The following is a 24,951-nucleotide window of genomic DNA, read 5'->3' as shown; positions in this document are numbered from 1 at the left end:
TGTAAAATGAATTCTGTTAGATGAAAACTTGAAATTCTTTAAAGTGCCATGTATAATAGCAAAAGTAGAGAAAAGCAGATGCAAACAAAAAGATGCTTGCATCTAGACGAATAACATTGTATAATAGACAATGTTGGTCTTTGACTGCGATGAAGTGGAAGGTTGCTGACACACCCGGCCGCTTTGCCATGGCATGGTGTGGGGAAATTTCCATGGAGAAGGTCTATTTTAGAAATAGGCGAACGAAGGAGGGAAAATAATGGCAAAAGAAAAAATTCGTATCCGTTTAAAAGCTTACGATCACCGTATTCTTGATCAGTCAGCTGAGAAAATTGTAGAAACAGCTAAGCGTTCTGGGGCAACAGTTTCTGGTCCGATCCCATTACCAACTGAAAAAACTGTTTACACAATTCTTCGTGCTGTTCATAAGTACAAAGATTCTCGTGAGCAATTCGAAATGCGCACGCACAAACGTCTAATCGACATCGTGAGTCCTACTCCACAAACAGTAGATTCATTAATGCGTTTAGACTTACCATCTGGTGTAGATATCGAAATCAAACTATAATTTATATAACTTAAAAATGTAGGAGGTGTAACTCATGACCAAAGGAATCTTAGGAAGAAAGATCGGTATGACTCAAGTATTTGCTGAGAACGGTGAGTTAATCCCAGTAACAGTTATCGCTGCTAATCCAAACGTTGTTCTTCAAAAGAAAACAACTGAAACTGATGGCTACAATGCAATCCAGTTAGGATTTGAAGATAAACGTGAAAAGTTAACTAACAAACCTGAACAAGGCCACACTGCTAAAGCATCTACAACTCCTAAGCGCTTCATTCGCGAAATCCGCGATGCAGACGTGGACGGATTAGAGGTTGGTCAAGAGGTAAAAGTTGACGTATTCGCTACAGGTGAAATCGTTGATGTAACAGGAATTTCTAAAGGTAAAGGTTTCCAAGGTGTTATCAAACGCCACGGACAATCTCGCGGACCTATGTCTCATGGTTCTCGCTATCACCGTCGTCCAGGTTCAATGGGCCCAGTTGCTCCGAACCGTGTATTCAAAGGCAAAAAACTTGCTGGACGTATGGGTGGAGACCAAGTTACTATCCAAAACTTAGAAATCGTTCAAGTTGACACTGAGCGCAACTTATTACTAGTAAAAGGTAACGTTCCAGGTGCTAAGAAATCTCTTGTAGTTGTTCAAGGCGCTGTGAAGGTTAGCAAATAATTCACAATAGGAAGGAGGAATTCCAATGCCAAAAGTTACTGTATATAACCAAACTGGTTCACAGGTTGGTGAAATCGAATTAGCTGAAGCTATTTTCGGTATCGAACCAAATGAAGCTGTACTTTTCGAAGCTGTAATGATGCAACGTGCATCTTTACGTCAAGGTACACACAAAGTAAAAACTCGCTCTGAAGTTCGCGGTGGTGGTCGTAAACCATGGCGTCAAAAAGGAACTGGACGTGCTCGTCAAGGGTCTATCCGCTCTCCTCAATGGCGTGGTGGTGGTACGGTATTCGGACCTACACCAAGAAGCTATGCGTACAAACTTCCTAAGAAAGTTCGTCGTTTAGCAATCAAATCTGCATTAGCTACTAAAGTAGTTGAGAACAACATTGTAGTTCTTGAAGACCTAGTGTTAAATGCACCAAAAACAAAAGATATGCTAGCAGTACTTAAAGGATTAACTGTTGAGAAGAAAGCTCTTATCGTAACTGCTGATGCAAACGAATCTGTAGAGTTATCTGCTCGCAATATCCCTGGAGTAACAGTAATCACTGCTGATGGCGTAAACGTTTTAGACGTGCTTCATCATGATAAGCTAATCATGACAAAAGCGGCAGTGGAAAAAGTAGAGGAGGTGCTTGCATAATGAGAGATCCTCGTGATATCATTAAGCGCCCAGTTATCACTGAACGTTCTATGGAAATGATGGCTGAAAAAAAATACACGTTCGATGTGGACGTTAAATCTAATAAAACAGAAGTTAAAGATGCTCTTGAAGCGATCTTTGGTGTTAAAGTAGAAAAAGTGAACATCATGAACTACAAGCCGAAAGCAAAACGCGTTGGTCGTCACGCTGGTTTTACTAGCCGTCGTCGTAAAGCAATCGTTAAGCTAACTGCTGACAGCAAAGAAATCGAAATCTTCCAAGGCGTTTAATTCTTACTAAAGAAGGAGGGAAATTGAGATGGGAATCAAAAAGTATAATCCAACTACTAACGGTCGTCGTAATATGACTACGAATGATTTCGCTGAAATCACGACTGATAGACCCGAAAAGTCATTACTTGCTCCTTTAAGCAAGAAGGCTGGTCGTAATAACCAAGGTAAAATCACTGTACGTCATCAAGGTGGCGGACATAAGCGTCAATACCGTATCATCGACTTTAAGCGTAACAAAGATGGAATTCCAGGACGCGTTGCTACGATCGAATACGATCCAAACCGCTCTGCGAATATCGCATTAATTAACTACGTTGACGGTGAAAAACGTTACATTCTTGCTCCTAAATCTTTAGAAGTAGGTATGGAAGTTATGTCTGGCCCAGAAGCTGACATTAAAATCGGTAACGCATTACCATTAATCAACATTCCAGTAGGTACTGTTGTTCATAACATCGAGCTTAAGCCTGGTCGTGGCGGACAATTAGTTCGTTCTGCTGGTACATCTGCTCAAGTACTTGGTAAAGAAGGTAAATACGTACTTGTACGTTTAACTTCTGGTGAAGTACGTCTTGTATTATCTGCTTGTCGCGCTTCAATCGGTCAAGTAGGTAACGAACAACACGAACTTATCAAAATCGGTAAAGCAGGTCGCTCTCGCTGGTTAGGTAAACGCCCAACAGTTCGTGGTTCTGTAATGAACCCTGTTGATCACCCACACGGTGGTGGTGAAGGACGTTCTCCAATCGGACGTAAGTCTCCAATGTCTCCATGGGGTAAACCAACTCTTGGATTCAAGACTCGTAAGAAAAACAAAGCGTCTGACAAATTTATCGTTCGTCGTCGTAAAAAATAATGGGATTGTAGTACGGTTCATTTCTAGAACCGTACGCCAATCACGAAGGGAGGCACCAAAATGGCTCGTAGCTTAAAAAAAGGACCATTTGTCGATGATCACTTAATGAGCAAAATGGAAAAATTAGTTGCATCTGAGCAAAAACAAGTTGTTAAAACTTGGTCTCGCCGTTCAACAATCTTCCCTCAGTTCATCGGACACACAATCGCTGTATATGATGGTCGTAAACACGTACCTGTGTACATCACTGAGGATATGGTTGGCCATAAGTTAGGTGAATTCGCACCAACTCGTACGTACAAAGGTCACCTTGCTGACGATAAGAAAACTAGAAGATAATGAGAGGAGGCACTTCAATGCAAGCTAAAGCAGTAGCGAGAACAGTTCGTATTGCTCCTCGTAAAGTTCGTTTAGTAGTAGACTTAATCCGAGGTAAGCAAGTGGGTGAAGCGATTGCTATCCTTAACCACACACCAAAAACTGCTTCTCCAGTTGTAGAAAAAGTTTTAAAATCTGCAATCGCAAATGCAGAGCACAATTATGAGATGGACATTAACAACCTAGTTGTAGAAAAAGTTTTCGTTGACGAAGGTCCGACGTTAAAACGTTTCCGTCCACGTGCAATGGGTCGTGCAAGCCAAATTAACAAACGCACAAGCCACATCACAGTTGTGGTATCAGAAAAGAAGGAGGGATAATCGATGGGTCAAAAGGTTAATCCAATTGGTCTTCGTGTCGGCGTTATCCGTGACTGGGAATCTCGTTGGTTCGCTGAGAAAGATTACGCTACATTATTACATGAAGACATCAAAATCCGTGAGTACATTAATGTACGCTTAAAAGATTCTGCTGTTGCTAAAGTAGAAATCGAACGTGCAGCAAATCGTGTAAATGTTACAATTCACACTGCAAAACCTGGTATGGTAATTGGTAAAGGTGGTACTGAAGTTGAAGCACTTCGTAAAGCTCTTAACCAATTAACAGGCAAGCGTGTACACATCAACATTTTAGAAGTTAAGAGAGCTGATCTTAACGCTAAATTAGTAGGCGAAAACATCGCTCGTCAATTAGAAAACCGTGTATCATTCCGTCGTGCACAAAAGCAAGTTATTCAACGTGCTATGCGTGCAGGTGCTAAAGGTATTAAAACACAGGTTTCTGGTCGTCTTGGCGGAGCTGATATCGCTCGTGCAGAATCTTACAGTGAAGGAACTGTTCCACTTCATACACTTCGCGCTGATATTGACTATGCAGCAGTTGAAGCTGATACAACATACGGTAAATTAGGCGTAAAAGTATGGATCTACCGTGGAGAAGTCCTTCCTACAAAAAAGAAAGCTTCTGAGGAAGGAGGAAAATAATATGTTAATGCCAAAACGCGTAAAATATCGTAGAGAGCATCGTGGTAAAATGCGTGGTCGTGCTAAAGGTGGAACTGAAATTGCTTTCGGTGAATTCGGTTTACAAGCACAAGCTGCTTCATGGATTACAAACCGTCAAATCGAAGCTGCTCGTCGTGCAATGACTCGTTACATGAAACGTGGCGGTAAAGTATGGATTAAAATTTTCCCTTCTAAACCTTACACTGCAAAACCTCTAGAAGTACGTATGGGTTCCGGTAAAGGGGCACCAGAAGGCTGGGTAGCAGTAGTAAAACCTGGGAAAATTATGTTCGAAATCGCGGGTGTATCTGAAGAGGTAGCACGCGAAGCATTACGTCTTGCAGCTCACAAGTTACCTGTGAAATGTAAATTCGTAAAACGTGAAGAAAATGGTGGTGAATCTAATGAAAACTAATGATATTCGTGAATTAACCACTGCCGAAATCGAAACAAAAGTTAAAGCTTTAAAGGAAGAGTTGTTTAATCTTCGCTTCCAACTTGCTACAGGACAATTAGAGAATCCAACTCGCATTCGTGAAGTGCGTAAAGCAATTGCTCGTATGAAAACTGTAGTTCGTGAAAGAGAGATCGGAATTAATCGATAAATTGAGGGGAGGTTTGCATAGTGAGCGAACGTAACCAACGCAAAGTTTATACTGGTCGTGTAGTGTCTGACAAAATGGACAAAACGATTACAGTTTTAGTTGAAACTTACAAAACTCATTCCTTGTACGGAAAACGTGTTAAGTATTCTAAGAAGTACAAAGCCCATGATGAGCAAAACCAAGCGAAACTTGGCGATATCGTTAAAATCATGGAAACTCGCCCGCTTTCTGCTACTAAGCGTTTCCGTTTAGTTGAAATCGTTGAAGAAGCGGTTATTATCTAAATAGACGAATCGGAATTTTTAGTCCGAAGGGAGGTTTCATAACATGATCCAACAAGAATCTCGTTTGAAAGTTGCTGACAACTCTGGTGCACGTGAACTTTTAACAATTAAAGTATTAGGCGGCTCTGGTCGTAAATATGCTAACATTGGTGACATTATCGTTGCTACGGTAAAACAAGCAACACCAGGTGGCGTTGTTAAAAAAGGTGACGTTGTTAAAGCAGTAGTAGTACGTACGAAGAGCGGAGCTCGTCGTCCGGACGGTTCTTACATCAAATTTGATGAAAACGCAGCGGTTATCATTAAAGACGATAAGAGCCCACGTGGTACTCGTATCTTCGGACCAGTAGCTCGTGAATTACGTGATAGCAACTTCATGAAGATCGTTTCTTTAGCTCCAGAAGTTCTATAATTTAAGGTATTGCCTTGCTAAGGAGGTGCAGAATTAAGATGCATGTAAAAAAAGGTGATAAAGTACAGGTAATCACTGGTAAAGACAAAGGAAAACAAGGCGTTATCCTTGTGGCTTTCCCAAAGCAAAACCGTGTTATCGTTGAGGGTGTCAATATCGTTAAGAAGCACTCTAAGCCATCTCAATTAAATCCACAAGGTGGAATTATTACTAAAGAAGCACCTATTCACGTTTCTAACGTTATGATTTTAGATCCGAAAACAGGTGAACCTACTCGCGTAGGCTTCAAAGTAGAAGATGGTAAAAAAGTTCGTATTGCAAAAAAATCTGGTGAATTATTAGATAAATAATTTTCTTAAGAAAGGAGGTCACTTCATTGAATCGCCTTAAAGAGAAGTTCCAAAAGGAAATTACTCCTGCTCTAGTGAGCAAGTTTAACTATAAATCTGTAATGCAGGTACCAAAAATCGAAAAGATCGTAATCAACACTGGTGTTGGTGACGCGGTATCTAACTCAAAAGCGTTAGACAACGCAGTAGAAGAATTAACACAAATCACAGGTCAAAAACCTGTTGTAACTCGTGCTAAAAAATCAATCGCTGGTTTCCGTCTTCGTGAAGGTATGCCAATCGGTGCGAAAGTAACTTTACGCGGCGAGCAAATGTATGAGTTCTTCGACAAATTAGTATCAGTTTCTTTACCACGTGTACGTGATTTCCGTGGTGTTTCTAAGAAATCATTCGATGGTCGTGGAAACTATACATTAGGTGTTAAAGAGCAACTTATTTTCCCTGAGATTGATTATGATAAAGTAAGCAAAGTCCGCGGTATGGACATCGTAATCGTTACTACAGCGAAAACTGATGAAGAAGCTCGTGAACTGTTAACACAATTCGGTATGCCATTCCAAAAATAATGGAAGCCAACGCTAAGTAGAGGAGGCGAAAACGTGGCTAAAAAATCTATGATAGCGAAACAAAAGCGTACTCCTAAGTTTAAAGTACAAGAGTATACACGTTGCGAACGCTGCGGTCGTCCGCATTCTGTATACCGCAAATTTAAACTTTGCCGTATTTGTTTCCGTGAACTTGCATATAAAGGTCAAATTCCTGGTGTTAAAAAAGCTAGTTGGTAAAACCCACAAATGGGAAGGAGGTAAAACACATGGTGATGACAGATCCAATTGCAGACATGCTTACTCGCATCCGTAATGCGAACATGGTACGTCATGAGAAATTAGAGGTTCCTGCTTCTAAAATCAAAAAAGAGATCGCTGAACTTTTAAAACGTGAAGGTTTCATTCGTGATGTAGAATACATCGAGGATAACAAACAAGGTATCCTTCGTATTTTCCTGAAATATGGTGCAAACAATGAACGTGTAATCACTGGATTAAAACGTATCAGTAAACCTGGCTTACGCGTTTACGCTAAAGCTGACGAAGTACCACGTGTACTTAACGGATTAGGTATCGCTCTTGTTTCTACATCTAAGGGAGTAATGACAGACAAAGACGCTCGTCAATTACAAACTGGTGGAGAAGTAGTAGCATACGTTTGGTAATATATATTTAAAACGAACGGAGGTGTGACCACATGTCTCGTATTGGTAAAAAGATTCTTGAAATCCCTGCAGGTGTTACTATTACAGTTGCAGAAGACAATACTGTAACAGTAAAAGGCCCTAAAGGTGAATTAACTCGTACTTTCAATGCTGATATGCTTATCAAAATTGAAGAGAATACATTAACAGTTGAGCGTCCATCTGAACAGAAGGAACACCGTGCATTACACGGTACAACTCGTGCTTTAATCGGAAACATGGTTGAAGGTGTAACTGAAGGTTTCGCACGCGGACTTGAATTAGTCGGTGTTGGTTACCGTGCTCAAAAACAAGGTGATAAACTTGTATTAAGCGTAGGTTATTCTCATCCAGTAGAAATGACTCCGGAAGCAGGTCTTGAAGTTGAAGTACCTGCACCAACTAAGATCGTAATTAAAGGTATCGACAAGCAACGTGTTGGCGAATTCGCTGCTAACATCCGTGCTGTACGTGCTCCTGAGCCTTACAAAGGTAAAGGTATTCGTTACGAAGGCGAAGTTGTTCGTCGTAAAGAAGGTAAAACTGCTAAGTAAACCCGTTAGGTGAGAGAAAGGAGTGACAAGAATGATCACTAAAGCTGATAAAAATGCGACTCGTAAGAAAAGACATGCACGTGTACGTGCTAAACTTACTGGTACTGCAGAGCGTCCACGTTTAAACGTGTTCCGTTCTAACCAACATATTTACGCTCAAGTTATTGATGATGTGAATGGTGTAACGTTAGTAAGTGCATCTACTCTTGATAAAGACCTTGCTCTTAACGGTACTAGCAATATTGAAGCTGCTACGAAAGTTGGAGAATCAGTTGCTAAGCGTGCTGTAGAGAAAGGCGTTAAAGAAGTAGTATTTGATCGCGGTGGTTACTTATACCATGGCCGTGTTAAAGCTCTAGCTGAAGCTGCTCGTGAGGCTGGATTACAATTTTAATGGTCAAAGGAGGGAAAATTGATGCATCGCATTGACCCAAGTAAATTAGAACTTGAAGAACGTGTAGTTACGATAAATCGTGTCGCGAAAGTTGTTAAGGGTGGTCGTCGTTTCCGCTTTGCTGCACTAGTTGTAGTTGGCGATAAAAACGGTCATGTTGGATTCGGTACTGGTAAAGCACAAGAGGTACCAGACGCAATCCGTAAAGCTATCGAAGACGCTAAGAAAAACTTAATCGCTGTACCATTAGTTGGTACAACAATTCCACACACAATCAACGGTCATTTTGGCGCTGGTGAAGTATTCTTAAAACCTGCTGCTGAGGGTACTGGTGTTATTGCTGGTGGACCTGTTCGTGCGGTCCTTGAATTAGCTGGTGTACAAGATATTCTTTCGAAATCTCTTGGTTCTAACACACCAATCAACATGATTCGCGCTACTGTGAACGGATTAAGCGAACTTAAGCGCGCTGAAGATGTTGCAAAATTACGCGGTAAATCTGTAGAAGAGCTACTAGGTTAAGGAGGGAAAACAAATGGCGAAAAAGTTAGAAATTACCCTCACTCGTAGTGTAATTGGTCGTCCACAAGATCAACGTGCGACGGTAGAAGCTTTAGGTCTTAAAAAGTTGAATTCAACTGTAGTTAAGGAAGAAACTCCTGCTATTCTTGGTATGATCAACAAAGTTTCTCACCTTGTAACTGTAAAAGAAGCTTAAGGATAACTCATTAATATAAGGAGGTGCCTGGGAATGAAACTTCATGAATTAAAACCTGCAGAAGGTTCTCGTAAAGTACGTAACCGTGTCGGTCGTGGTATCGGTTCTGGTAACGGTAAAACTGCTGGTAAAGGTCATAAAGGACAAAACGCACGTTCTGGCGGCGGTGTTCGTCTTGGCTTCGAAGGTGGTCAAACTCCATTATTCCGTCGTTTACCAAAACGCGGCTTCACAAACATTAACCGTAAAGAGTTTGCTATTGTAAACTTATCAACGTTAAATCGTTTTGAAGATGGTACAGAAGTAACACCTGAATTATTGCTGGAAACTGGCGTTATCAGCAAGTTAAACGACGGTGTTAAAGTTCTTGCAAGCGGAGCAGTAGAGAAAAAACTAACTGTTAAAGCGCACAAGTTCTCTTCAAGTGCTAAAGAAGCAATTGAAGCAGCTGGCGGATCAGTTGAGGTGATCTAATGTTTCGTACAATCTCCAACTTTATGCGCGTTGCTGAGATAAGACGTAAAATATTATTCACTTTAGCGATGTTAATCGTATTCAGGATTGGCACGTTTATCCCCGTGCCATTTACAAATGGAGACGTACTGAAGGCACAAGATCAATTAAATGCTTTAGGTATTCTAAATACATTTGGCGGTGGAGCCTTGAAAAACTTCTCCATCTTTGCGATGGGAATCATGCCGTATATTACAGCATCCATCATCGTGCAATTATTGCAGATGGATGTTGTTCCTAAATTTTCGGAATGGTCGAAGCAAGGTGAAATGGGCCGTCGTAAATTAACGCAATTCACCCGTTACTTTACAATTGTTCTTGCGTTTATTCAGGGGTTTGGTATGTCAATCGGTTTTAACGGTATGGTAGGTGGACAATTAATTTTGAATCCAGGTTGGAGCACTTATTTATACATTGCTACGGTACTGACTGCTGGTACTGCATTTTTAATGTGGTTAGGTGAACAGATTACAGCTAAAGGTGTAGGTAATGGTATTTCCATCCTTATCTTTGGCGGTATTGCCGCAGCGATCCCAAGTGTTATATCTCAAGTGTATCAGCAACAGTTTCAAAATATCGGAGATCAATTGTTCATGAGTATCGTTAAAGTTGCATTGATTTTACTAGCTGTGCTAGCAGTTATTGTGGGTGTTATTTTCATTCAACAGGCTGTTAGAAAGATCCCAATTCAATATGCGAAGCGTGTAACAGGAGGAAATGGTGGTTATGCTGGAGCACAAAACACACATTTACCGCTTAAGGTAAATAGTGCTGGTGTTATTCCAGTAATTTTTGCTGTTTCATTCTTAATTACGCCTCCGACTATTGCACAGTTCTTCCCGAAACATGATGTATCGCAGTGGATTATTGCAAACTTTAACTATTCTCACCCAGTGGGAATGATCATATATGTTGCGCTCATTGTAGCCTTCACATATTTCTATGCATTTGTTCAGGTTAATCCAGAGCAAATGTCAGAGAATCTAAACAAGCAAGGTGGATATGTTCCAGGTATTCGTCCGGGTAAGAATACGGAACAATATCTAACAAAAATCTTGTATCGTTTGACCTTTGTAGGATCAATTTTCCTAGCAGCGATTGCAATCTTACCAGTTATCTTTACGAAATTGGGAAATCTTCCTCCATCTGCACAGATCGGTGGAACGAGTATGTTAATCGTTGTCGGCGTTGCTTTAGAAACAATGAAGCAGCTAGAAAGCCAACTGGTAAAACGCCATTACAAAGGGTTTATCAAGCAGTGAGTAAGTGGGAAGAATTGTCTTCCCTACATGCTCATGTACTCTGAGGGGGAACAAGGATGAACTTAATTTTAATGGGGCTTCCTGGTGCTGGTAAAGGTACACAAGCCGAACAGATTGTTGCCAAGTATAACATCCCTCACATTTCAACAGGAGACATGTTCCGTGCAGCTATGAAGGCTGAAACTGAAATGGGTCTACAAGCAAAATCTTTTATTGATAAAGGTGCACTTGTTCCAGATGAAGTTACAATCGGAATCGTTCGTGAACGTTTAAGTCAAGACGACTGCGTAAGAGGTTTCTTACTAGACGGTTTCCCACGAACTGTTGCACAAGCATCAGCTCTTGAAGAAATTATGAAAGATCTTGGCAAAAAAATCGACTATGTTTTAAACATTAATGTGGATTCAGGGTTGTTATTAAAACGCCTTACAGGCCGTCGCATTTGTAAAGAGTGCGGTGCGACTTACCACTTAGAATTCAATCCACCAGCAAAAGCTGATGTGTGCGATAAATGTGGTGGCGAATTATATCAACGCTCTGATGACAATGAAGAAACTGTAGCAAATCGTTTAGATGTAAATATTAAGCAAACAAAACCTTTGCTTGATTTCTACGAAGAGCTTGGTTACTTACAAAGCATTAATGGTGAGCAAGATATCAATAAAGTATTTGCTGATATCGATGTTCTCATCGGAGGCTTAGCGTAATGATAATCTGCAAAACTCCTCGCGAGATAGAAATCATGCGAGAAGCTGGCAGGATCGTTGCTTTGACTCATCAAGAGTTGAAACAGCACATTACTCCAGGAATTACAACGAAAGAGCTCGATCAAATAGCGGAAAAGACGATTCAAAAATATGGTGCTACGCCATCTTTTAAAGGATACAACGGATTTCCGGGGAGCATATGTGCTTCTGTAAATGAAGAGCTTGTACACGGAATTCCAGGGAAGCGCAAGCTCAAAGAGGGCGATATCATCAGTATCGATATTGGTGCGAAATACAATGGGTACCATGGAGATTCTGCATGGACGTATCCAGTTGGAAACATTTCTGAATCTGTTCAAAAGCTACTTGATGTCACAGAAAAATCGTTGTATCTTGGTCTAGAACAAGTAAAACCAGGCGAGAGATTATCAAATATCTCACATGCGGTTCAAACCCATGCTGAAGAGAATGGATTCTCGATCGTTAGGGAGTATGTTGGTCACGGAATCGGGCAAGACTTACATGAGGACCCTCAAATCCCGCACTATGGTCCACCAAATAGAGGCCCTAGATTAAAGCCGGGAATGGTCATCTGTGTTGAGCCGATGGTGAATCAAGGAAGACGATATGTAAAAACACTATCTGATGACTGGACAGTGGTAACGGTAGATGGTAAATGGTGTGCCCATTTTGAGCACACGATTGCTCTTACAGAAGCAGGATACGAAATCCTTACCACTTTATAAGTAGCTGGCTCTCCGGGATTTCAGAGCAGTGTAAAATGTTACTGATTTGAAGAAGGGAGAACTATTGAATGGCTAAAGATGATGTAATTGAAGTCGAAGGTACCGTTCTTGAAACGTTGCCAAATGCTATGTTCAAAGTAGAATTAGAGAATGGGCATGTCGTATTGGCTCACGTTTCTGGTAAAATCCGTATGAACTTCATTCGTATTTTACCAGGAGACAAAGTTACGGTAGAATTATCTCCGTACGATTTAAATCGTGGTCGTATTACGTACCGTTTTAAATAATATAGCACTCCGTAATCTTTAAGGAGGTTCGAGACATGAAAGTAAGACCGTCAGTTAAACCAATCTGCGAAAAATGTAAAGTTATTCGTAGACGTGGAAAAGTAATGGTTATTTGTGAAAACCCTAAACATAAACAAAAACAAGGTTAATCAGAAGGAGGTGCATTCGTAATGGCACGTATCGCAGGTGTAGATATTCCTCGAGACAAACGCGTTGTTATTTCTTTAACTTACGTATTCGGCATTGGTCGCACAACTGCTGAAAAAATTCTTGCTGAAGCAGGTATTTCTGAAGAAACACGAGTTCGTGATTTAACGGAAGACGAATTAGGACGTATCCGTGATATCATCGATCGTATTAAAGTTGAGGGAGACCTTCGTCGTGAAGTATCTCTTAACATCAAACGTCTAATGGAGATCGGTTCTTACCGTGGTCTTCGTCACCGTCGTGGTTTACCAGTTCGTGGTCAAAACTCTAAAAACAATGCTCGTACACGTAAAGGTCCACGTCGTACAGTAGCAAATAAAAAGAAATAATAAGTAAAGGAGGTTGAACTAACAATGGCACGTAAAACAAACACTCGTAAAAAACGTGTGAAAAAGAATATTGAAGCTGGTATAGCTCATATTCGTTCTACTTTCAACAACACAATCGTAACACTTACAGATACTCACGGTAACGCACTTTCTTGGTCTAGTGCTGGTGCACTTGGTTTCCGTGGATCTCGTAAATCTACTCCATTCGCTGCGCAAATGGCTGCTGAAACTGCTGCTAAAGCTGCAATGGAACACGGTTTAAAAACTTTAGAGGTTACTGTTAAAGGTCCTGGTGCTGGTCGTGAAGCTGCAATTCGTGCTCTTCAAGCTGCAGGTCTAGAAGTAACAGCAATTAGAGATGTTACTCCAGTTCCTCATAATGGATGTCGTCCACCAAAACGTCGTCGTGTGTAATTTTTCTGTATAGAATTTTCCCTTTTGTCTATAATGGATATGATGCATTATCGAGAAATTTCGTACAGAAACATCGCTTGTTGTGCACAATCGGGAACTGCCTAAGGGGGACTTTCGGTTAGACAGGGGTTATACCTTTGTTTAACCGGGGTTTCGACGTTTTGAAGGAGGGTTTAGTTAATGATTGAAATCGAAAAGCCGAAAATCGAAACGGTTGAACTTAACGAAGATGCTAAATATGGTAAATTCGTAATTGAACCGCTTGAGCGTGGATATGGTACTACTTTGGGTAACTCCTTACGTCGTATTCTTTTATCCTCACTCCCTGGTGCCGCTGTTACTGCTATCCAAATCGATGGCGTATTACATGAATTTTCAACAGTTGAGGGCGTAGTAGAAGACGTTACGACGATCATCTTAAACTTGAAAAAGTTAGCTCTTAAAATCTACTCTGAAGAAGAGAAGACGTTGGAAATTGATGTACAGGGCGAAGGTATTGTCACAGCTGCTGATATTACTCACGATAGTGATGTAGAAATCTTAAATCCAGATTTACACATTGCAACGTTAGCAAAAGATGCGCATTTCCGCGTGCGTTTAACTGCAAAGCGTGGCCGTGGGTATACGCCAGCTGATGCAAATAAAAGCGAAGATCAACCAATAGGAGTAATTCCTATTGATTCTATTTATACTCCAGTATCACGTGTGACTTACCAAGTGGAAAAGACACGTGTCGGACAAGTGGCTAATTATGATAAGCTTACGCTTGATGTATGGACGGATGGAAGCATCGGGCCAAAAGAAGCTATCTCTTTAGGTGCCAAAATCTTAACTGAGCATTTAAATATCTTTGTTGGTTTAACTGATGAAGCACAAAATGCTGAGATTATGGTCGAGAAGGAAGAAGATCAAAAAGAGAAAGTTCTTGAGATGACTATCGAAGAACTAGACCTTTCTGTTCGTTCTTATAATTGCCTAAAACGTGCAGGAATTAATACTGTACAAGAGCTTGCGAACAAAACAGAAGAAGATATGATGAAAGTTCGTAACTTAGGACGTAAATCCTTAGAAGAAGTTAAACATAAACTTGAGGAATTAGGTTTAGGTTTACGTAAAGACGACTGAGGATTTAAACCCATCAACAAAGGAGGGAACTACGAATGGCATACAGAAAATTAGGCCGTACAAGTGCGCAACGTAAAGCTATGTTACGTGATTTAGCTACTGATTTAATTATCAACGAGCGCATCCAAACGACAGAAACTCGTGCAAAAGAACTTCGTTCTGTAGTGGAAAAAATGATCACTTTAGGTAAACGCGGAGATCTTCATGCTCGTCGTCAAGCAGCAGCTTTCATTCGCAATGAAGTAGCTAACGCTGAGACTGGTCAAGATGCACTTCAAAAACTATTCGCTGATGTAGCTCCACGCTATGCTGAGCGCCAAGGCGGATACACTCGTATTGCAAAAATTGGTCCACGTCGCGGAGACGCAGCACCAATGGTAATTATCGAGTTAGTATAATGATAATTAAAAGGGCAGGACAGTTCTTTTCAAGAAACTGGTCATGGCCCTTTTTTTTAAATATAAAAATAGGCTAACTTGGCGAAGGAAAGGGTGCCTTCTATTGAAAAAAGAGAAACTTCGGATAGAAAATATATCATTTCAATATCCTGGGGCAGCCACTTATGCATTAAAAGATGTTTCATTTTCCTTATATGAGGGAGAATGGGTATCTATTATTGGTCAAAACGGTTCAGGAAAGTCTACACTTGCAAAATTATTGAATGGTTTGTTTTTGCCAGAAGCAGGGACTATTACAGTAAATGATACAATGGTTTTATCAGAGGAAACGGTATGGGATGTTCGAAAACAAATTGGAATGGTATTTCAAAATCCAGATAATCAATTTGTTGGAACGACAGTGCAAGATGATGTTGTATTTGGCTTGGAGAATATCGGAATGCCAAGAGAACAAATGATTGAAAGATTAGAACAGGCCTTGCAACTTGTCCGTATGGAAGATTTTCTTAATGATGAGCCTCATTCCTTATCTGGTGGGCAAAAGCAGCGAGTGGCAATAGCAGGCGTTTTAGCACTTCAACCATCTATTTTAATATTAGATGAAGCAACGTCAATGTTAGACCCTCAAGGGAGACGTGAAGTAGTAGAAACGGTTAGACAACTTGTTACTCAAAAAGGTATTACCGTGTTATCAATTACGCACGATTTAGAAGAAGCGGCACAGTCAGATCGTGTCATTATTTTAAATAAGGGAGAAATATTAGAGGAAGGGACTCCAGAAAAAATTTTCAAATCCTCTCATATGCTCCAAGAAATTGGCTTAGATGTACCGTTTTCGGTGAAAATAGCAGAATTATTAAAAAGAAATGAAATTCTCTTGCAAAATACGCATCTTACAATGGAAAGCTTGGTGAACGAACTTTGGAGATTACATTCCAAAAAGTAGAACATCGTTATCAATATAAAACTCCATTTGAAAGACGCGCACTTTATGATGTAGACGTGTCGTTTCCAAGTGGGGGCTATTATGCCATTATCGGTCATACTGGTTCAGGAAAGTCGACGATGATTCAACATTTAAATGGTTTATTGCAGCCGACAAATGGTACAGTTCAAATTGGTGAACATTTGATTTCGGCAGGAAAGAAAGAAAAAAAGCTAAAGCCACTACGTAAGAAAGTAGGGGTTGTCTTTCAATTCCCAGAACATCAGTTGTTTGAAGAGACTGTGGAGAAAGATATTTGTTTCGGCCCTACTAATTTTGGAGTATCTGTAGACGAAGCAAGGCAAAAGGCTAGAAAGGCAATTGAACTTGTAGGGCTAGAACCAGAACTGTTAGCACGTTCTCCGTTCGAATTAAGTGGTGGACAAATGAGACGTGTTGCTATAGCGGGTGTACTGGCAATGGAACCTGAAGTGCTTGTATTAGATGAACCTACAGCAGGACTAGATCCAAAAGGGCAGAACGAACTTATGGAGATGTTTTATAAGCTGCACAAGGAGAAGGGTCTTACAGTCATCCTTGTAACGCATAATATGGAGGATGCTGCTCAGTATGCGGAGCAGATTGTAGTTATGCATAAAGGAACGGTCTTTTTGCAAGGAAGTGCAGAGGAAGTATTTTCACATGCTGATGAACTAGAGAAAATTGGTGTGGATCTTCCTATGTCATTAAAGTATAAACGTGCAATTGAAGAGAAGTTTGGTATTTCAATTCCAAAGGCTACCTTATCTTTAGAGGATCTTACTCATGAAGTTGTGCAGGTGTTACGAAAAGGTGGTCATGAATCATGCAGCAGTTGATTATTGGGAGATATATCCCGGGGAATTCACTTATTCATCAACTTGATCCACGTACGAAGCTGCTGATTGTCTTTTTATATGTATTTGTTGTTTTCTTAGCAAATAATGCGATTTCATATGGATTTTTATTTTTATATGCACTCATTGCTTTATTTTTTGCAAAAGTGCCGATTCGTTATGTACTTTCGGGCTTAAAACCAATTTTATGGATTTTTCTTTTTACATTTTTCCTGCATATTTTTACAAATAAAGAGGGGGATGTACTATTCCAGCTTGGTTGGTTTTCGATATATGAAAAAGGATTAGAGCAAGGGATATACATTTCTGTACGATTCTTCGTTATTATTTTAATGACGACATTATTAACGTTAACGACGACACCTATTGAAATTACAGATGGTTTGGAGACGTTATTAAAGCCGTTGAAGCGTATAAAGGTTCCTGTTCATGAAATCGCATTAATGATGTCAATTTCTCTTCGTTTTATCCCGACATTAATGGATGAAACGAGTAAAATAATGAAAGCACAAGCGTCACGTGGTATTGATTTTGCCGGGGGACCGATAAAAGATAGAATGAAAGCTATTATTTCACTGCTCGTTCCTCTGTTTATCAGTGCTTTTAAGCGTGCAGAGGACTTAGCCATTGCGATGGAAGCTCGTGGATATCAAAGTGGTGAAGGACGTACTAAATTTAGGCAACTACGCTGGAAAACAAGCGATACAGTAACGATTGTCAGCTTATTTTGTTTAGCTTGTATTTTGGCATGGGTGCGATCGTAATGGAGAATAGAGAAATGGATAGAATAAAATGTACGGTTGCATATGATGGCATGCATTTTTGTGGTTATCAAATTCAGCCGAACCATCGTACTGTTCAACAGGAGATAGAAAAAGCATTGCAGAAATTGCATAAGGGAGAACTTGTTCGTGTTCAGGCATCTGGTAGAACAGATTCTACAGTTCATGCAAAAGGACAAGTAATACACTTTGATACTCCTTTGTCTCTTGAAGAATGGCAATGGATTAATGCTTTAAACACAATGTTGCCAGATGATATTGTTATTAGGCAAGTAGAGAAAAAAACAGAAGAATTTCATGCACGTTACGGTGTTGAGAAAAAAGAATATCGTTATCGTGTATTATTATCAAAGACTGCGGATGTATTCCGTAGAAATTACGTATATCAATATCCATACCCGCTCGAAATCAACTCTATAAGAAAAGCAATTCCTTATTTTATTGGAACACATGATTTCACTTCTTTTTGTTCGGCAAAAACTGACAAAAAAGATAAAGTGCGAACAATTTATGAAATCGAGTTAATTGAACAAAATGATGAAATAATTTTTCGTTTTGTAGGTAATGGATTTTTATATAATATGGTCAGAATTATTGTTGGTACGTTACTTAGCGTAGGGCAAGGAAAGCTTGATCCTGATAGCATTCCAGAGATTTTAGCGAAACAAAATCGTCAGTTTGCTGGAAAGATGGCTCCAGGTCATGGGCTTTACTTATGGGAGGTAAACTATAACAACTAATCCTGGTGTAACATTTGCTTGACATTAGAAACTCAAAAGTATATCATAACATATGGTATTGTTTCTAAAACCACGATTAGCCCCGGAAGGAAATCGTGTTTAAGATAAACAATAGATTTTTTCTATGGAAAAGATAACGAGGAGGGAAACACATGCGTACGACTTTTATGGCAAAAGCTAACGAAGTTGAGCGTAAATGGTATGTGGTTGATGCTGAAGGTCAAACTTTAGGTCGCCTTGCTAGTGAAGTAGCATCCATTTTACGTGGTAAAAACAAACCTACATTTACACCACACGTTGACACGGGTGATCATGTAATTATTATTAACGCTGAGAAAATTCATTTAACAGGTAATAAATTAAACGATAAAATTTACTACCGTCACACTAACCACCCAGGTGGACTTAAGCAAAGAACAGCTCTTGAAATGCGTACAAACTACCCTGTACAAATGTTAGAGCTTGCAATTAAAGGCATGCTTCCAAAAGGACGCTTAGGCCGTCAAGTTTCTAAGAAACTTAACGTGTATGCTGGAGCAGAGCATCCACACCAAGCACAAAAACCAGAAGTTTACGAACTTCGCGGATAATTAATTAAAGGAGGGCTTACTTTGGCACAGGTTCAATACTATGGCACTGGACGTCGTAAGAGTTCAGTAGCGCGCGTACGCCTAGTTCCAGGCGAAGGACGCGTTATCATTAACGGTCGTGATTTTGAAAACTATATCCCATTTGCTGCATTACGTGAAGTAGTGAAACAACCTCTAGTTGCAACAGAAACTTTAGGTAACTACGATGTACTTGTAAACGTAAATGGTGGTGGATACACTGGTCAAGCTGGTGCTATTCGTCACGGTATTTCTCGCGCTTTATTAAAAGCTGATCCAGAATACCGTCTAACATTAAAACGTGCAGGTCTATTAACTCGTGACGCACGTATGAAAGAGCGTAAAAAATACGGTCTTAAAGGCGCACGTCGTGCACCTCAGTTCTCAAAACGTTAATTTTTGCGAACTACAAACCCCAACCATTTTGGTTGGGGTTTTTTATGTTTCATTCCTCTTTTGCAATTTTTATAGCTTGGAATATTTTAGTGCTCCCGCCACGCGTATGCTTCTTCTTTAGAAGTTTAGACTAATACGTATTAGGGAGGTTTATATGTACTATGAATGTCATTGTCAGCTTACAAGAAAAACAAAAAGAAAAGCAGTTAAAATACGAGCGGAAGATGTTGCGGGAATTATCATTAAAAACATTGCGTTCAAATATTCGTGATGCCTTTCAAATGCAAGAGCTTCATCGTCAGTATGAAGATTACTGTATTGAATTAGGGATAGAATCTTATTTATTAGGAGCGAGATACAGTAAATTTGGTTATTATGGTGAATCGTTTTTTGATGTGAAATATAGAGCTTTAGAAGAAGAACAACAATTAACTGAAACGCTATTTCAATTTTTAACGAGTATGACTATGCGAGAAATAAAGTTGAAAGATGAGGAGTTACTTTTTGAATCTTGTCAGCAGTTTATAGGATTGTGGTGGCAAGAAGGGTATGAAAAAGGTGAAAGAAGATATCGATTAAAGCTTCATTAAGACAAGCATAAACTTTCCTCTTGTCCCATATAAGTAATTAGAGGGACTAGCTGGAGGAGGAAAGGTATGAAGAGAATTCGAATTATCTCTTTTGCACTCGCTGCGGTTGTATTGTTTTTTTTAGTCAAGCAAGAATTTCAAATTACAAAATCGTGGCGAGCTTGGAATTTACCCTTATCAGGGAAAGTAATTGTGTTAGATGCTGGGCATGGTGGACCAGATGGAGGGGCTGTTGGTGGAAAGGATATTATAGAAAAGGATATTACGCTTGAAATTACAAAAAAGGTACAAGACTATTTACAAGAACAAGGTGCACTAGTTATTTTAACGCGTGAGGGAGATTATGATTTAGCTAACAAAGATACAAAGTCATATAGTAGACGTAAAGCAGAGGATTTAAAAAAACGTGTAGAAATCATCAATAAACCTGATGTAGACTTTTTTGCAAGTATTCATTTAAATGCTTTAACTAGTAGTGGATCGAAAGGCGCACAAACGTTCTATTACCGCTCTTCGATTGAAAATGAACGTGCTGCAAAATTTATACAGGCTGAATTGAGAACAAGTTTAGAGAACACGAATCGTTCTGCTAAGACAATTTCGCATGTATATTTATTAAAGTATTCTAAAACACCAGGTGCTTTAATTGAAGCTGGCTTTTTATCGAATGTGAACGAAAGGTATATGTTAAATTCGGAGAAATATCAGCAAAAGGTAGCAGCTGCAATATACCGTGGTATATTACGTTATTTCACGGAAAAAGGAAATCCTCCAGAATAAGGAGGATTTTTTTGAGCTTCTCTCGTTAACGAAGTTTTCGGAAAATATGTTATACTGGAAATGTAAACGCATTTATTTCAAGGATAAGCAGAGATAAATTCAATTAACATTACGTTATTTTTCATACAGGGGGCTGGGCTAATTATGGTAACGAAAGAGCAAGTGGTTGAAGCGTTAGAAGGGATTGTAGATCCGTTTTTACATAAAACATTAAAAGAAACAAGTGCAATTAAAGAGGTAACAGTCAAGCCAGAGAAGGAACATGTGAGTGTCAAAATTGCAATCGTAAAAACCGGTACAGCGGAACAAATGCAGTTGCAGTCTGGAATTGTAAAGTTAGTAAAAGAACTTGGGGCAGCAACAGTTGGACTTCGTTTTGCAGAATTTACAGAAGAGGAATTAGCTCAGTTTGCACCGGAACAAGAAGAAGAGCAAAGTGAATCTTTATTGTCACCTAATTCAAAAACAACATTCTTAGCAGTAGCGAGTGGAAAAGGTGGCGTGGGAAAATCAACTGTTTCCGTTAACCTTGCAGTTGCTTTAGCTCGTTTAGGAAAAAAAGTTGGTATTATTGATGCGGACATTTACGGTTTTAGTGTGCCAGACATGATGGGGATAGAAAAACGTCCTATCGTAAGAGGTGACAAGATAATTCCGGTGGAACGTTTAGGTGTAAAGGTAATCTCAATGGGCTTCTTTGTAGAGGATAATGCACCAGTTATTTGGAGAGGACCTATGCTTGGGAAAATGTTAAACCACTTCTTCACAGAAGTAGAATGGGGCGATTTAGATTATTTAGTACTAGATTTGCCACCAGGCACAGGTGATGTTGCGTTAGATGTGCACTCAATGTTGCCATCTTGCAAAGAGATTATTGTAACGACGCCTCATCCAACAGCTGCGTTTGTAGCAGCGCGTGCTGGAGCGATGGCATTGCGCACTGAACATAGTATTCTTGGTGTTGTTGAGAATATGGCATATTTTGAAAGTAAGGTAACTGGTGAGAGAGAATATGTATTTGGAAAAGGTGGGGGAGATAAGTTAGCTACCGAATTACAAACGAATGTTCTTGGTCGTATTCCACTGCAACAACCCGATTGGAATAAAGAAGACTTTGCTCCTTCAGTATATGAAAATACACATACAACGGGCATTATTTATAGTAAAATAGCTGAAACAGTAATTGATAAAACAGCTGTTACACAAAAATAAAGTGAAACTTTAATCAGTGGGGTTCACCTGTTACTGACAACAATAAGGCTTTTGTTGCTAGTAAACCTTTCGCTTAATTAGAGGGGTCCATTTTGTCTGTTAATAGCAAGATAAAGTAATAACGAGTGAACAATATATAAATTGTCCACTCGTTATTATAGTTATTATTTTTTACTGTTCTTCCTTCTTCTCGCCTTGAGAACCACCGTCACCGCCTGCTTCTTTCTTGCCAGATCCGCCTTTTTCAGCTTTTTGCACACCTTTACTAATGATATCAATCATCTTGGCTTGGAAGAGTGGACTTTCAGCAGTTTCTGTTAGTACTTGTTGTAGATATTGACGGTATTCTTTACTCTTCATTGTTTGTAACATCATTTTTTCTACTTCAGGATTTTTCATAATTTCTATAACGCCTGCTTGGTATTCAGGGTCTTTTAATAAGGTTTTCATTAATTGAGTTTGTTCTTTCCCCATACTTTTAGCAAATTTTGATGAGAACTCAGGATCTTTAAAGAGCTTTTCCCAGAATTGTTGCCCTTTATCGGATACCATGGCATCTTCAATCGTTTTCTTTACTACTGTTTCATCTAGTATGAGTGCTTGTTTCATTTTTTCATCAGTTAATACATCTTGAATAGCTTTCTTACCTTGATCTGTTTTTAAAATATCAACAATCATTTTCTTTGTTTGATCGTAATCTAGTTCGGATTTCGTTTCTTTTCCTTGTGCGCATGCTGCAAGTGCGATAAGTAGAAAAGAAGAAACGAAAATGAATAGCATCCGTTTCATAAGTTGGAACTCCTTTCAGCACAGTTCTCTCTTTTTAATATAAATATCTTTAAGGAATTTATACATGAACATGGCTAGCTTTTTGAAATTGTCATTGATACAATTTAATTAGAAATATAAGGATAATGGGGGATGTGTTGTGAATAGCCGCAAGTGGGTACGACTATTTTTAACGACGTTGTTTCTTGGTGGGATTAGCACAGTTATTATTGGTTTTGTTTTGGAGTGGGACAAGTATGATAAATTTTTTCAAAATTTCGACGGTAAGGAGATTTTAGCAGTATCTTTCTGGCTGATGGGTGTAGGATTTATTTTTAGTGTTATAAGTCAAATGGGATTCTTTGCATATTTAACAATCCACCGTTTTGGACTAGGGATGTTTCGCTCATCTTCTTTATGGAATGCAGTCCAGCTCTTCTTTATTGCATTCGTATTATTTGATTTTGTGTATTTAAGATCTGTACTTATTGCAAATGGGGAAGTCTCGTTAGGGAATAATATACTTGTTGCTGGAATGTTATTTGTGTTTGGAGCAATTGTTGCTTATGTAAAAAGTAAAGAAACAAATAAAAAAGCATTTGTGCCAGCTCTGTTCTTTATGGTTGTTGTAACGATCCTTGAATGGGTACCGGCGCTTCGGATTAATGATACAGATTGGTTATATTTAATGGTTATACCGCTATTGTTATGTAATGCATATCAATTACTTGTATTACATCGTTTAATCGGAAAAACAAGTAAATCAGCTTAATAGAGAGGTTTTATACAACAGCAGTTATAATGTTGTAAATGGTATGATTAAAAAAGCTCTACCACCTTCTTGAAAGGTAGTAGAGCTTTTTATGCGTGAAGAGTAGTAGGGAAGAAGCTACTTCACATCCTCACTTTTCGTACTTGTGTTGGAAATAAGTTGTGAAACGGATATTTGCTCATATCCATCACTTTTTATTTTTTGCAGGAGCAGCGGTAAAGCTCTATTTGTTTGAAGGGCAGAATCGGATGCGTGTAATAAGACGATATCTCCACCTTTCAAATTATTAGAGACAGTGGAAACGATGTTATTTACACCTGGGTTTTTCCAATCGTTTGAATTATTACTCCAATGCACGACGGTGTATCCAAGTGATTCTGCGATTTTAAGGGTTGCTTTGTTAAATTCGCCACTAGGTGGACGTAACAGCTTGACTTGTTTTACACCAAGTTTCGTAAAAACATCTTGTGCTCGTAAAAGGTCTCGTCTTATTTCATTTGTCTCTAGAGAAGTATAGGATGTGTAATTGTACCCCATACTACCGATTTCGTGTCCATCTTTCATGATTCGCTCTACAATATCGGGGTGTCTTTCGGCCCATGCAGCAGAAAGGAAGAAGGTTGCATTCTTAATTTCTTTTTCTTTAAGAGTATCTAGGATTGGAATTGCTTTTTTGTCTCCCCAACTAATATCAAACGTAAATGCAACTTGCTTTTTAGCGGTGTCTCCTTTGTAAATTACTTTAGGGCCTGTAGCAGTTGAAAAAGCAGATTCATGTGAATATGTTTTTAAAAAGAGTAGCCATGCTGTAAATAAGGACAGTATCACTATTAAGCTAATGTGTTTAAAATTTCTCTTACTCGTAATAAAAAAGAAAAACATAATATTACGCCCCTTTGTCCAATCCTTTTCAGTTACATATATGCTGGAAATATAAAAAAGAGAACAAAGGATTAATATCGTAAGTAGTGGATATAATGGATGATAGGATTGTGATAATTGAAAATGAGCGGAACGTTTATTGTTGCGTAAGGAATTATTGAGGTGATTGTTTGCTTGGGCTGATGTTGACAAAAGAAGAGAGAAAAGAAATGGAATACATATTGAAGAGAGAATTAGAGGAACTTTTATTTGATTTTGAAGATGAGCGTATTCATGAAGTTGTAAAAAAAGCCATGGAAGAAAGATATAAAATCATTTTCTGTTTATTCCGGAGAGTAGCTAACACAGAAGAATGTATTCGTTATGTAAGAAAAAGAATTTTTTATTAAAAAGTGTTGACGTTAATAGTTTGTATATGTTAAATTAATAACCGTCGCTGATGCGGAAACGCAGAAAACGACAAAAAGAAATTGAAAAACTTAGTTGACATTAACTAACGAAGATGTTAACATAAGGAAGTCGCAAACGAGCGATCAAGTAGTTCTTTGAAAACTGAACGAAACAAACAACGTGAAACGTCAATTTTTATTTTAGATGCTAGACAAACTAACTTTATTGGAGAGTTTGATCCTGGCTCAGGATGAACGCT

Annotated in this window: 43 protein-coding genes; 41 read left to right on the top strand and 2 right to left on the bottom strand. The window is 39.1% G+C overall.

What is annotated here, in order from left to right:
• Positions 1-259 precede the first annotated feature (259 nt).
• The 39 genes from rpsJ (at position 260) to HMAS_RS26530 (ending at position 21,880) form a co-directional block, all read left to right on the top strand.
• On the top strand, positions 260-568 hold the full coding sequence (gene rpsJ, locus HMAS_RS26720) for a 30S ribosomal protein S10 (RefSeq protein WP_001040596.1): 309 nt from the start codon (positions 260-262) through the stop codon (positions 566-568).
• A gap of 34 nt (positions 569-602) precedes the next feature.
• The gene (rplC, locus tag HMAS_RS26715; protein WP_000160207.1) at positions 603-1,235 is read left to right on the top strand and encodes a 50S ribosomal protein L3; all 633 of its coding nucleotides are present in this window, start codon (positions 603-605) and stop codon (positions 1,233-1,235) included.
• Between the two features lie 25 nt (positions 1,236-1,260).
• Positions 1,261-1,884 (top strand): 50S ribosomal protein L4, encoded by a 624-nt coding sequence (gene rplD / locus HMAS_RS26710; protein WP_001127258.1) that lies wholly within the window; start codon positions 1,261-1,263, stop codon positions 1,882-1,884.
• On the top strand, positions 1,884-2,174 hold the full coding sequence (gene rplW / locus HMAS_RS26705) for a 50S ribosomal protein L23 (protein WP_001205558.1): 291 nt from the start codon (positions 1,884-1,886) through the stop codon (positions 2,172-2,174). Before rplD ends, rplW begins: the two co-directional genes overlap by 1 nt.
• Positions 2,175-2,202: 28 nt before the next feature.
• Positions 2,203-3,033 carry a 50S ribosomal protein L2 gene (rplB, locus tag HMAS_RS26700; protein WP_000511583.1) on the top strand — a complete coding sequence of 277 codons (831 nt, stop codon included), beginning with the start codon at positions 2,203-2,205 and terminating at the stop codon, positions 3,031-3,033.
• Between the two features lie 60 nt (positions 3,034-3,093).
• Positions 3,094-3,372 (top strand): 30S ribosomal protein S19, encoded by a 279-nt coding sequence (gene rpsS, locus HMAS_RS26695; protein ID WP_000124454.1) that lies wholly within the window; start codon positions 3,094-3,096, stop codon positions 3,370-3,372.
• A gap of 17 nt (positions 3,373-3,389) precedes the next feature.
• On the top strand, positions 3,390-3,731 hold the full coding sequence (gene rplV / locus HMAS_RS26690) for a 50S ribosomal protein L22 (protein WP_001148024.1): 342 nt from the start codon (positions 3,390-3,392) through the stop codon (positions 3,729-3,731).
• 3 nt (positions 3,732-3,734) lie between these two features.
• Positions 3,735-4,394, top strand: a complete 660-nt coding sequence (gene rpsC, locus HMAS_RS26685) for a 30S ribosomal protein S3 (protein WP_000529956.1) — start codon at positions 3,735-3,737, stop codon at positions 4,392-4,394.
• 1 nt (position 4,395) lies between these two features.
• Entirely contained in the window at positions 4,396-4,830 is a 435-nt protein-coding gene (rplP, locus tag HMAS_RS26680) for a 50S ribosomal protein L16 (protein ID WP_000928969.1), read from the top strand.
• The gene (gene rpmC / locus HMAS_RS26675; RefSeq protein WP_000855718.1) at positions 4,820-5,020 is read left to right on the top strand and encodes a 50S ribosomal protein L29; all 201 of its coding nucleotides are present in this window, start codon (positions 4,820-4,822) and stop codon (positions 5,018-5,020) included. Before rplP ends, rpmC begins: the two co-directional genes overlap by 11 nt.
• A gap of 20 nt (positions 5,021-5,040) precedes the next feature.
• Positions 5,041-5,304, top strand: a complete 264-nt coding sequence (gene rpsQ, locus HMAS_RS26670) for a 30S ribosomal protein S17 (RefSeq protein WP_000004106.1) — start codon at positions 5,041-5,043, stop codon at positions 5,302-5,304.
• A 43-nt stretch (positions 5,305-5,347) separates the two neighbouring features.
• Positions 5,348-5,716: a 50S ribosomal protein L14 gene (rplN, locus tag HMAS_RS26665; protein ID WP_000615912.1), complete on the top strand. Its 369-nt coding sequence runs from the start codon at positions 5,348-5,350 to the stop codon at positions 5,714-5,716.
• A 38-nt stretch (positions 5,717-5,754) separates the two neighbouring features.
• Positions 5,755-6,066, top strand: coding sequence for a 50S ribosomal protein L24 (rplX, locus tag HMAS_RS26660; protein ID WP_000558200.1), 312 nt, complete (start codon positions 5,755-5,757; stop codon positions 6,064-6,066).
• 26 nt (positions 6,067-6,092) lie between these two features.
• Complete coding sequence (gene rplE, locus HMAS_RS26655; RefSeq protein WP_001080831.1) at positions 6,093-6,632, top strand: 50S ribosomal protein L5; 540 nt, start codon at positions 6,093-6,095, stop codon at positions 6,630-6,632.
• 33 nt (positions 6,633-6,665) lie between these two features.
• A complete protein-coding gene (rpsN, locus tag HMAS_RS26650) occupies positions 6,666-6,851 on the top strand; it encodes a 30S ribosomal protein S14 (RefSeq protein WP_001085700.1) in 186 nt (61 codons plus the stop codon).
• A gap of 29 nt (positions 6,852-6,880) precedes the next feature.
• The gene (gene rpsH / locus HMAS_RS26645) at positions 6,881-7,279 is read left to right on the top strand and encodes a 30S ribosomal protein S8 (RefSeq protein ID WP_000245511.1); all 399 of its coding nucleotides are present in this window, start codon (positions 6,881-6,883) and stop codon (positions 7,277-7,279) included.
• Positions 7,280-7,311: 32 nt separating this feature from the next.
• Entirely contained in the window at positions 7,312-7,851 is a 540-nt protein-coding gene (gene rplF / locus HMAS_RS26640; RefSeq protein WP_000086558.1) for a 50S ribosomal protein L6, read from the top strand.
• 31 nt (positions 7,852-7,882) lie between these two features.
• Positions 7,883-8,245 carry a 50S ribosomal protein L18 gene (gene rplR / locus HMAS_RS26635; RefSeq protein WP_000628816.1) on the top strand — a complete coding sequence of 121 codons (363 nt, stop codon included), beginning with the start codon at positions 7,883-7,885 and terminating at the stop codon, positions 8,243-8,245.
• Positions 8,246-8,266: 21 nt separating this feature from the next.
• A complete protein-coding gene (rpsE, locus tag HMAS_RS26630; RefSeq protein WP_000554646.1) occupies positions 8,267-8,767 on the top strand; it encodes a 30S ribosomal protein S5 in 501 nt (166 codons plus the stop codon).
• 13 nt (positions 8,768-8,780) lie between these two features.
• Complete coding sequence (rpmD, locus tag HMAS_RS26625; RefSeq protein WP_001085234.1) at positions 8,781-8,963, top strand: 50S ribosomal protein L30; 183 nt, start codon at positions 8,781-8,783, stop codon at positions 8,961-8,963.
• Positions 8,964-8,996: 33 nt separating this feature from the next.
• A complete protein-coding gene (gene rplO, locus HMAS_RS26620; RefSeq protein WP_000766081.1) occupies positions 8,997-9,437 on the top strand; it encodes a 50S ribosomal protein L15 in 441 nt (146 codons plus the stop codon).
• On the top strand, positions 9,437-10,738 hold the full coding sequence (gene secY, locus HMAS_RS26615) for a preprotein translocase subunit SecY (RefSeq protein ID WP_000490117.1): 1,302 nt from the start codon (positions 9,437-9,439) through the stop codon (positions 10,736-10,738). Before rplO ends, secY begins: the two co-directional genes overlap by 1 nt.
• A gap of 56 nt (positions 10,739-10,794) precedes the next feature.
• Complete coding sequence (locus HMAS_RS26610) at positions 10,795-11,445, top strand: adenylate kinase (protein ID WP_001048989.1); 651 nt, start codon at positions 10,795-10,797, stop codon at positions 11,443-11,445.
• Positions 11,445-12,191, top strand: a complete 747-nt coding sequence (map, locus tag HMAS_RS26605) for a type I methionyl aminopeptidase (protein ID WP_000582539.1) — start codon at positions 11,445-11,447, stop codon at positions 12,189-12,191. The genes HMAS_RS26610 and map overlap by 1 nt, the downstream gene beginning before the upstream one ends.
• Before the next feature lie 68 nt (positions 12,192-12,259).
• Positions 12,260-12,478 (top strand): translation initiation factor IF-1, encoded by a 219-nt coding sequence (gene infA / locus HMAS_RS26600; protein ID WP_001029884.1) that lies wholly within the window; start codon positions 12,260-12,262, stop codon positions 12,476-12,478.
• Positions 12,479-12,513: 35 nt separating this feature from the next.
• On the top strand, positions 12,514-12,627 hold the full coding sequence (rpmJ, locus tag HMAS_RS26595) for a 50S ribosomal protein L36 (RefSeq protein WP_000868344.1): 114 nt from the start codon (positions 12,514-12,516) through the stop codon (positions 12,625-12,627).
• 21 nt (positions 12,628-12,648) lie between these two features.
• Positions 12,649-13,014: a 30S ribosomal protein S13 gene (rpsM, locus tag HMAS_RS26590; RefSeq protein ID WP_000090788.1), complete on the top strand. Its 366-nt coding sequence runs from the start codon at positions 12,649-12,651 to the stop codon at positions 13,012-13,014.
• Positions 13,015-13,038: 24 nt separating this feature from the next.
• Positions 13,039-13,428 carry a 30S ribosomal protein S11 gene (rpsK, locus tag HMAS_RS26585; protein WP_000101798.1) on the top strand — a complete coding sequence of 130 codons (390 nt, stop codon included), beginning with the start codon at positions 13,039-13,041 and terminating at the stop codon, positions 13,426-13,428.
• 180 nt (positions 13,429-13,608) lie between these two features.
• A complete protein-coding gene (locus HMAS_RS26580; protein WP_000569643.1) occupies positions 13,609-14,553 on the top strand; it encodes a DNA-directed RNA polymerase subunit alpha in 945 nt (314 codons plus the stop codon).
• 35 nt (positions 14,554-14,588) lie between these two features.
• Positions 14,589-14,951, top strand: coding sequence for a 50S ribosomal protein L17 (rplQ, locus tag HMAS_RS26575; protein ID WP_000331490.1), 363 nt, complete (start codon positions 14,589-14,591; stop codon positions 14,949-14,951).
• A 103-nt stretch (positions 14,952-15,054) separates the two neighbouring features.
• Positions 15,055-15,897, top strand: a complete 843-nt coding sequence (locus tag HMAS_RS26570; RefSeq protein WP_000711757.1) for an energy-coupling factor ABC transporter ATP-binding protein — start codon at positions 15,055-15,057, stop codon at positions 15,895-15,897.
• Positions 15,873-16,754, top strand: coding sequence for an energy-coupling factor ABC transporter ATP-binding protein (locus tag HMAS_RS26565; protein WP_000406533.1), 882 nt, complete (start codon positions 15,873-15,875; stop codon positions 16,752-16,754). The genes HMAS_RS26570 and HMAS_RS26565 overlap by 25 nt, the downstream gene beginning before the upstream one ends.
• On the top strand, positions 16,742-17,536 hold the full coding sequence (locus HMAS_RS26560; protein ID WP_001186526.1) for an energy-coupling factor transporter transmembrane component T family protein: 795 nt from the start codon (positions 16,742-16,744) through the stop codon (positions 17,534-17,536). The genes HMAS_RS26565 and HMAS_RS26560 overlap by 13 nt, the downstream gene beginning before the upstream one ends.
• 14 nt (positions 17,537-17,550) lie before the next feature.
• Positions 17,551-18,294, top strand: coding sequence for a tRNA pseudouridine(38-40) synthase TruA (gene truA, locus HMAS_RS26555; RefSeq protein ID WP_002098927.1), 744 nt, complete (start codon positions 17,551-17,553; stop codon positions 18,292-18,294).
• A gap of 152 nt (positions 18,295-18,446) precedes the next feature.
• Positions 18,447-18,884, top strand: coding sequence for a 50S ribosomal protein L13 (gene rplM, locus HMAS_RS26550; protein WP_001260793.1), 438 nt, complete (start codon positions 18,447-18,449; stop codon positions 18,882-18,884).
• Positions 18,885-18,905: 21 nt separating this feature from the next.
• Positions 18,906-19,298 (top strand): 30S ribosomal protein S9, encoded by a 393-nt coding sequence (gene rpsI, locus HMAS_RS26545; protein ID WP_000079986.1) that lies wholly within the window; start codon positions 18,906-18,908, stop codon positions 19,296-19,298.
• 161 nt (positions 19,299-19,459) lie between these two features.
• Entirely contained in the window at positions 19,460-19,888 is a 429-nt protein-coding gene (locus HMAS_RS26540; RefSeq protein WP_001101005.1) for a DUF2521 family protein, read from the top strand.
• Between the two features lie 66 nt (positions 19,889-19,954).
• Positions 19,955-20,668 (top strand): N-acetylmuramoyl-L-alanine amidase CwlD, encoded by a 714-nt coding sequence (cwlD, locus tag HMAS_RS26535; RefSeq protein ID WP_000822439.1) that lies wholly within the window; start codon positions 19,955-19,957, stop codon positions 20,666-20,668.
• Between the two features lie 144 nt (positions 20,669-20,812).
• Entirely contained in the window at positions 20,813-21,880 is a 1,068-nt protein-coding gene (locus HMAS_RS26530; RefSeq protein WP_116345144.1) for a P-loop NTPase, read from the top strand.
• 171 nt (positions 21,881-22,051) lie between these two features.
• On the opposite strand, the gene gerD is transcribed toward HMAS_RS26530, so the two are convergent.
• The gene (gene gerD, locus HMAS_RS26525; RefSeq protein ID WP_000827295.1) at positions 22,052-22,669 is read right to left on the bottom strand and encodes a spore germination lipoprotein GerD; all 618 of its coding nucleotides are present in this window, start codon (positions 22,667-22,669) and stop codon (positions 22,052-22,054) included.
• Positions 22,670-22,808: 139 nt separating this feature from the next.
• On the opposite strand from gerD, the gene kbaA reads away from it, so the two are divergent.
• A complete protein-coding gene (gene kbaA, locus HMAS_RS26520) occupies positions 22,809-23,420 on the top strand; it encodes a KinB signaling pathway activation protein KbaA (RefSeq protein WP_006921137.1) in 612 nt (203 codons plus the stop codon).
• Positions 23,421-23,537: 117 nt separating this feature from the next.
• Here kbaA and pdaB read toward each other — a convergent pair whose 3' ends face one another.
• Positions 23,538-24,302, bottom strand: coding sequence for a polysaccharide deacetylase family sporulation protein PdaB (pdaB, locus tag HMAS_RS26515; RefSeq protein ID WP_000464703.1), 765 nt, complete (start codon positions 24,300-24,302; stop codon positions 23,538-23,540).
• A 170-nt stretch (positions 24,303-24,472) separates the two neighbouring features.
• On the opposite strand from pdaB, the gene HMAS_RS26510 reads away from it, so the two are divergent.
• Positions 24,473-24,691, top strand: a complete 219-nt coding sequence (locus HMAS_RS26510) for a hypothetical protein (RefSeq protein ID WP_000901147.1) — start codon at positions 24,473-24,475, stop codon at positions 24,689-24,691.
• Positions 24,692-24,951 lie beyond the last annotated feature (260 nt).

Origin of the sequence: Bacillus sp. HMA207, assembly GCF_003402455.1 — a bacterium.
GTDB lineage: Bacteria > Bacillota > Bacilli > Bacillales > Bacillaceae_G > Bacillus_A > Bacillus_A cereus.
Note: the sequence above shows the minus strand (reverse complement) of the source record. Positions and strands in the feature narration are given on the sequence as shown.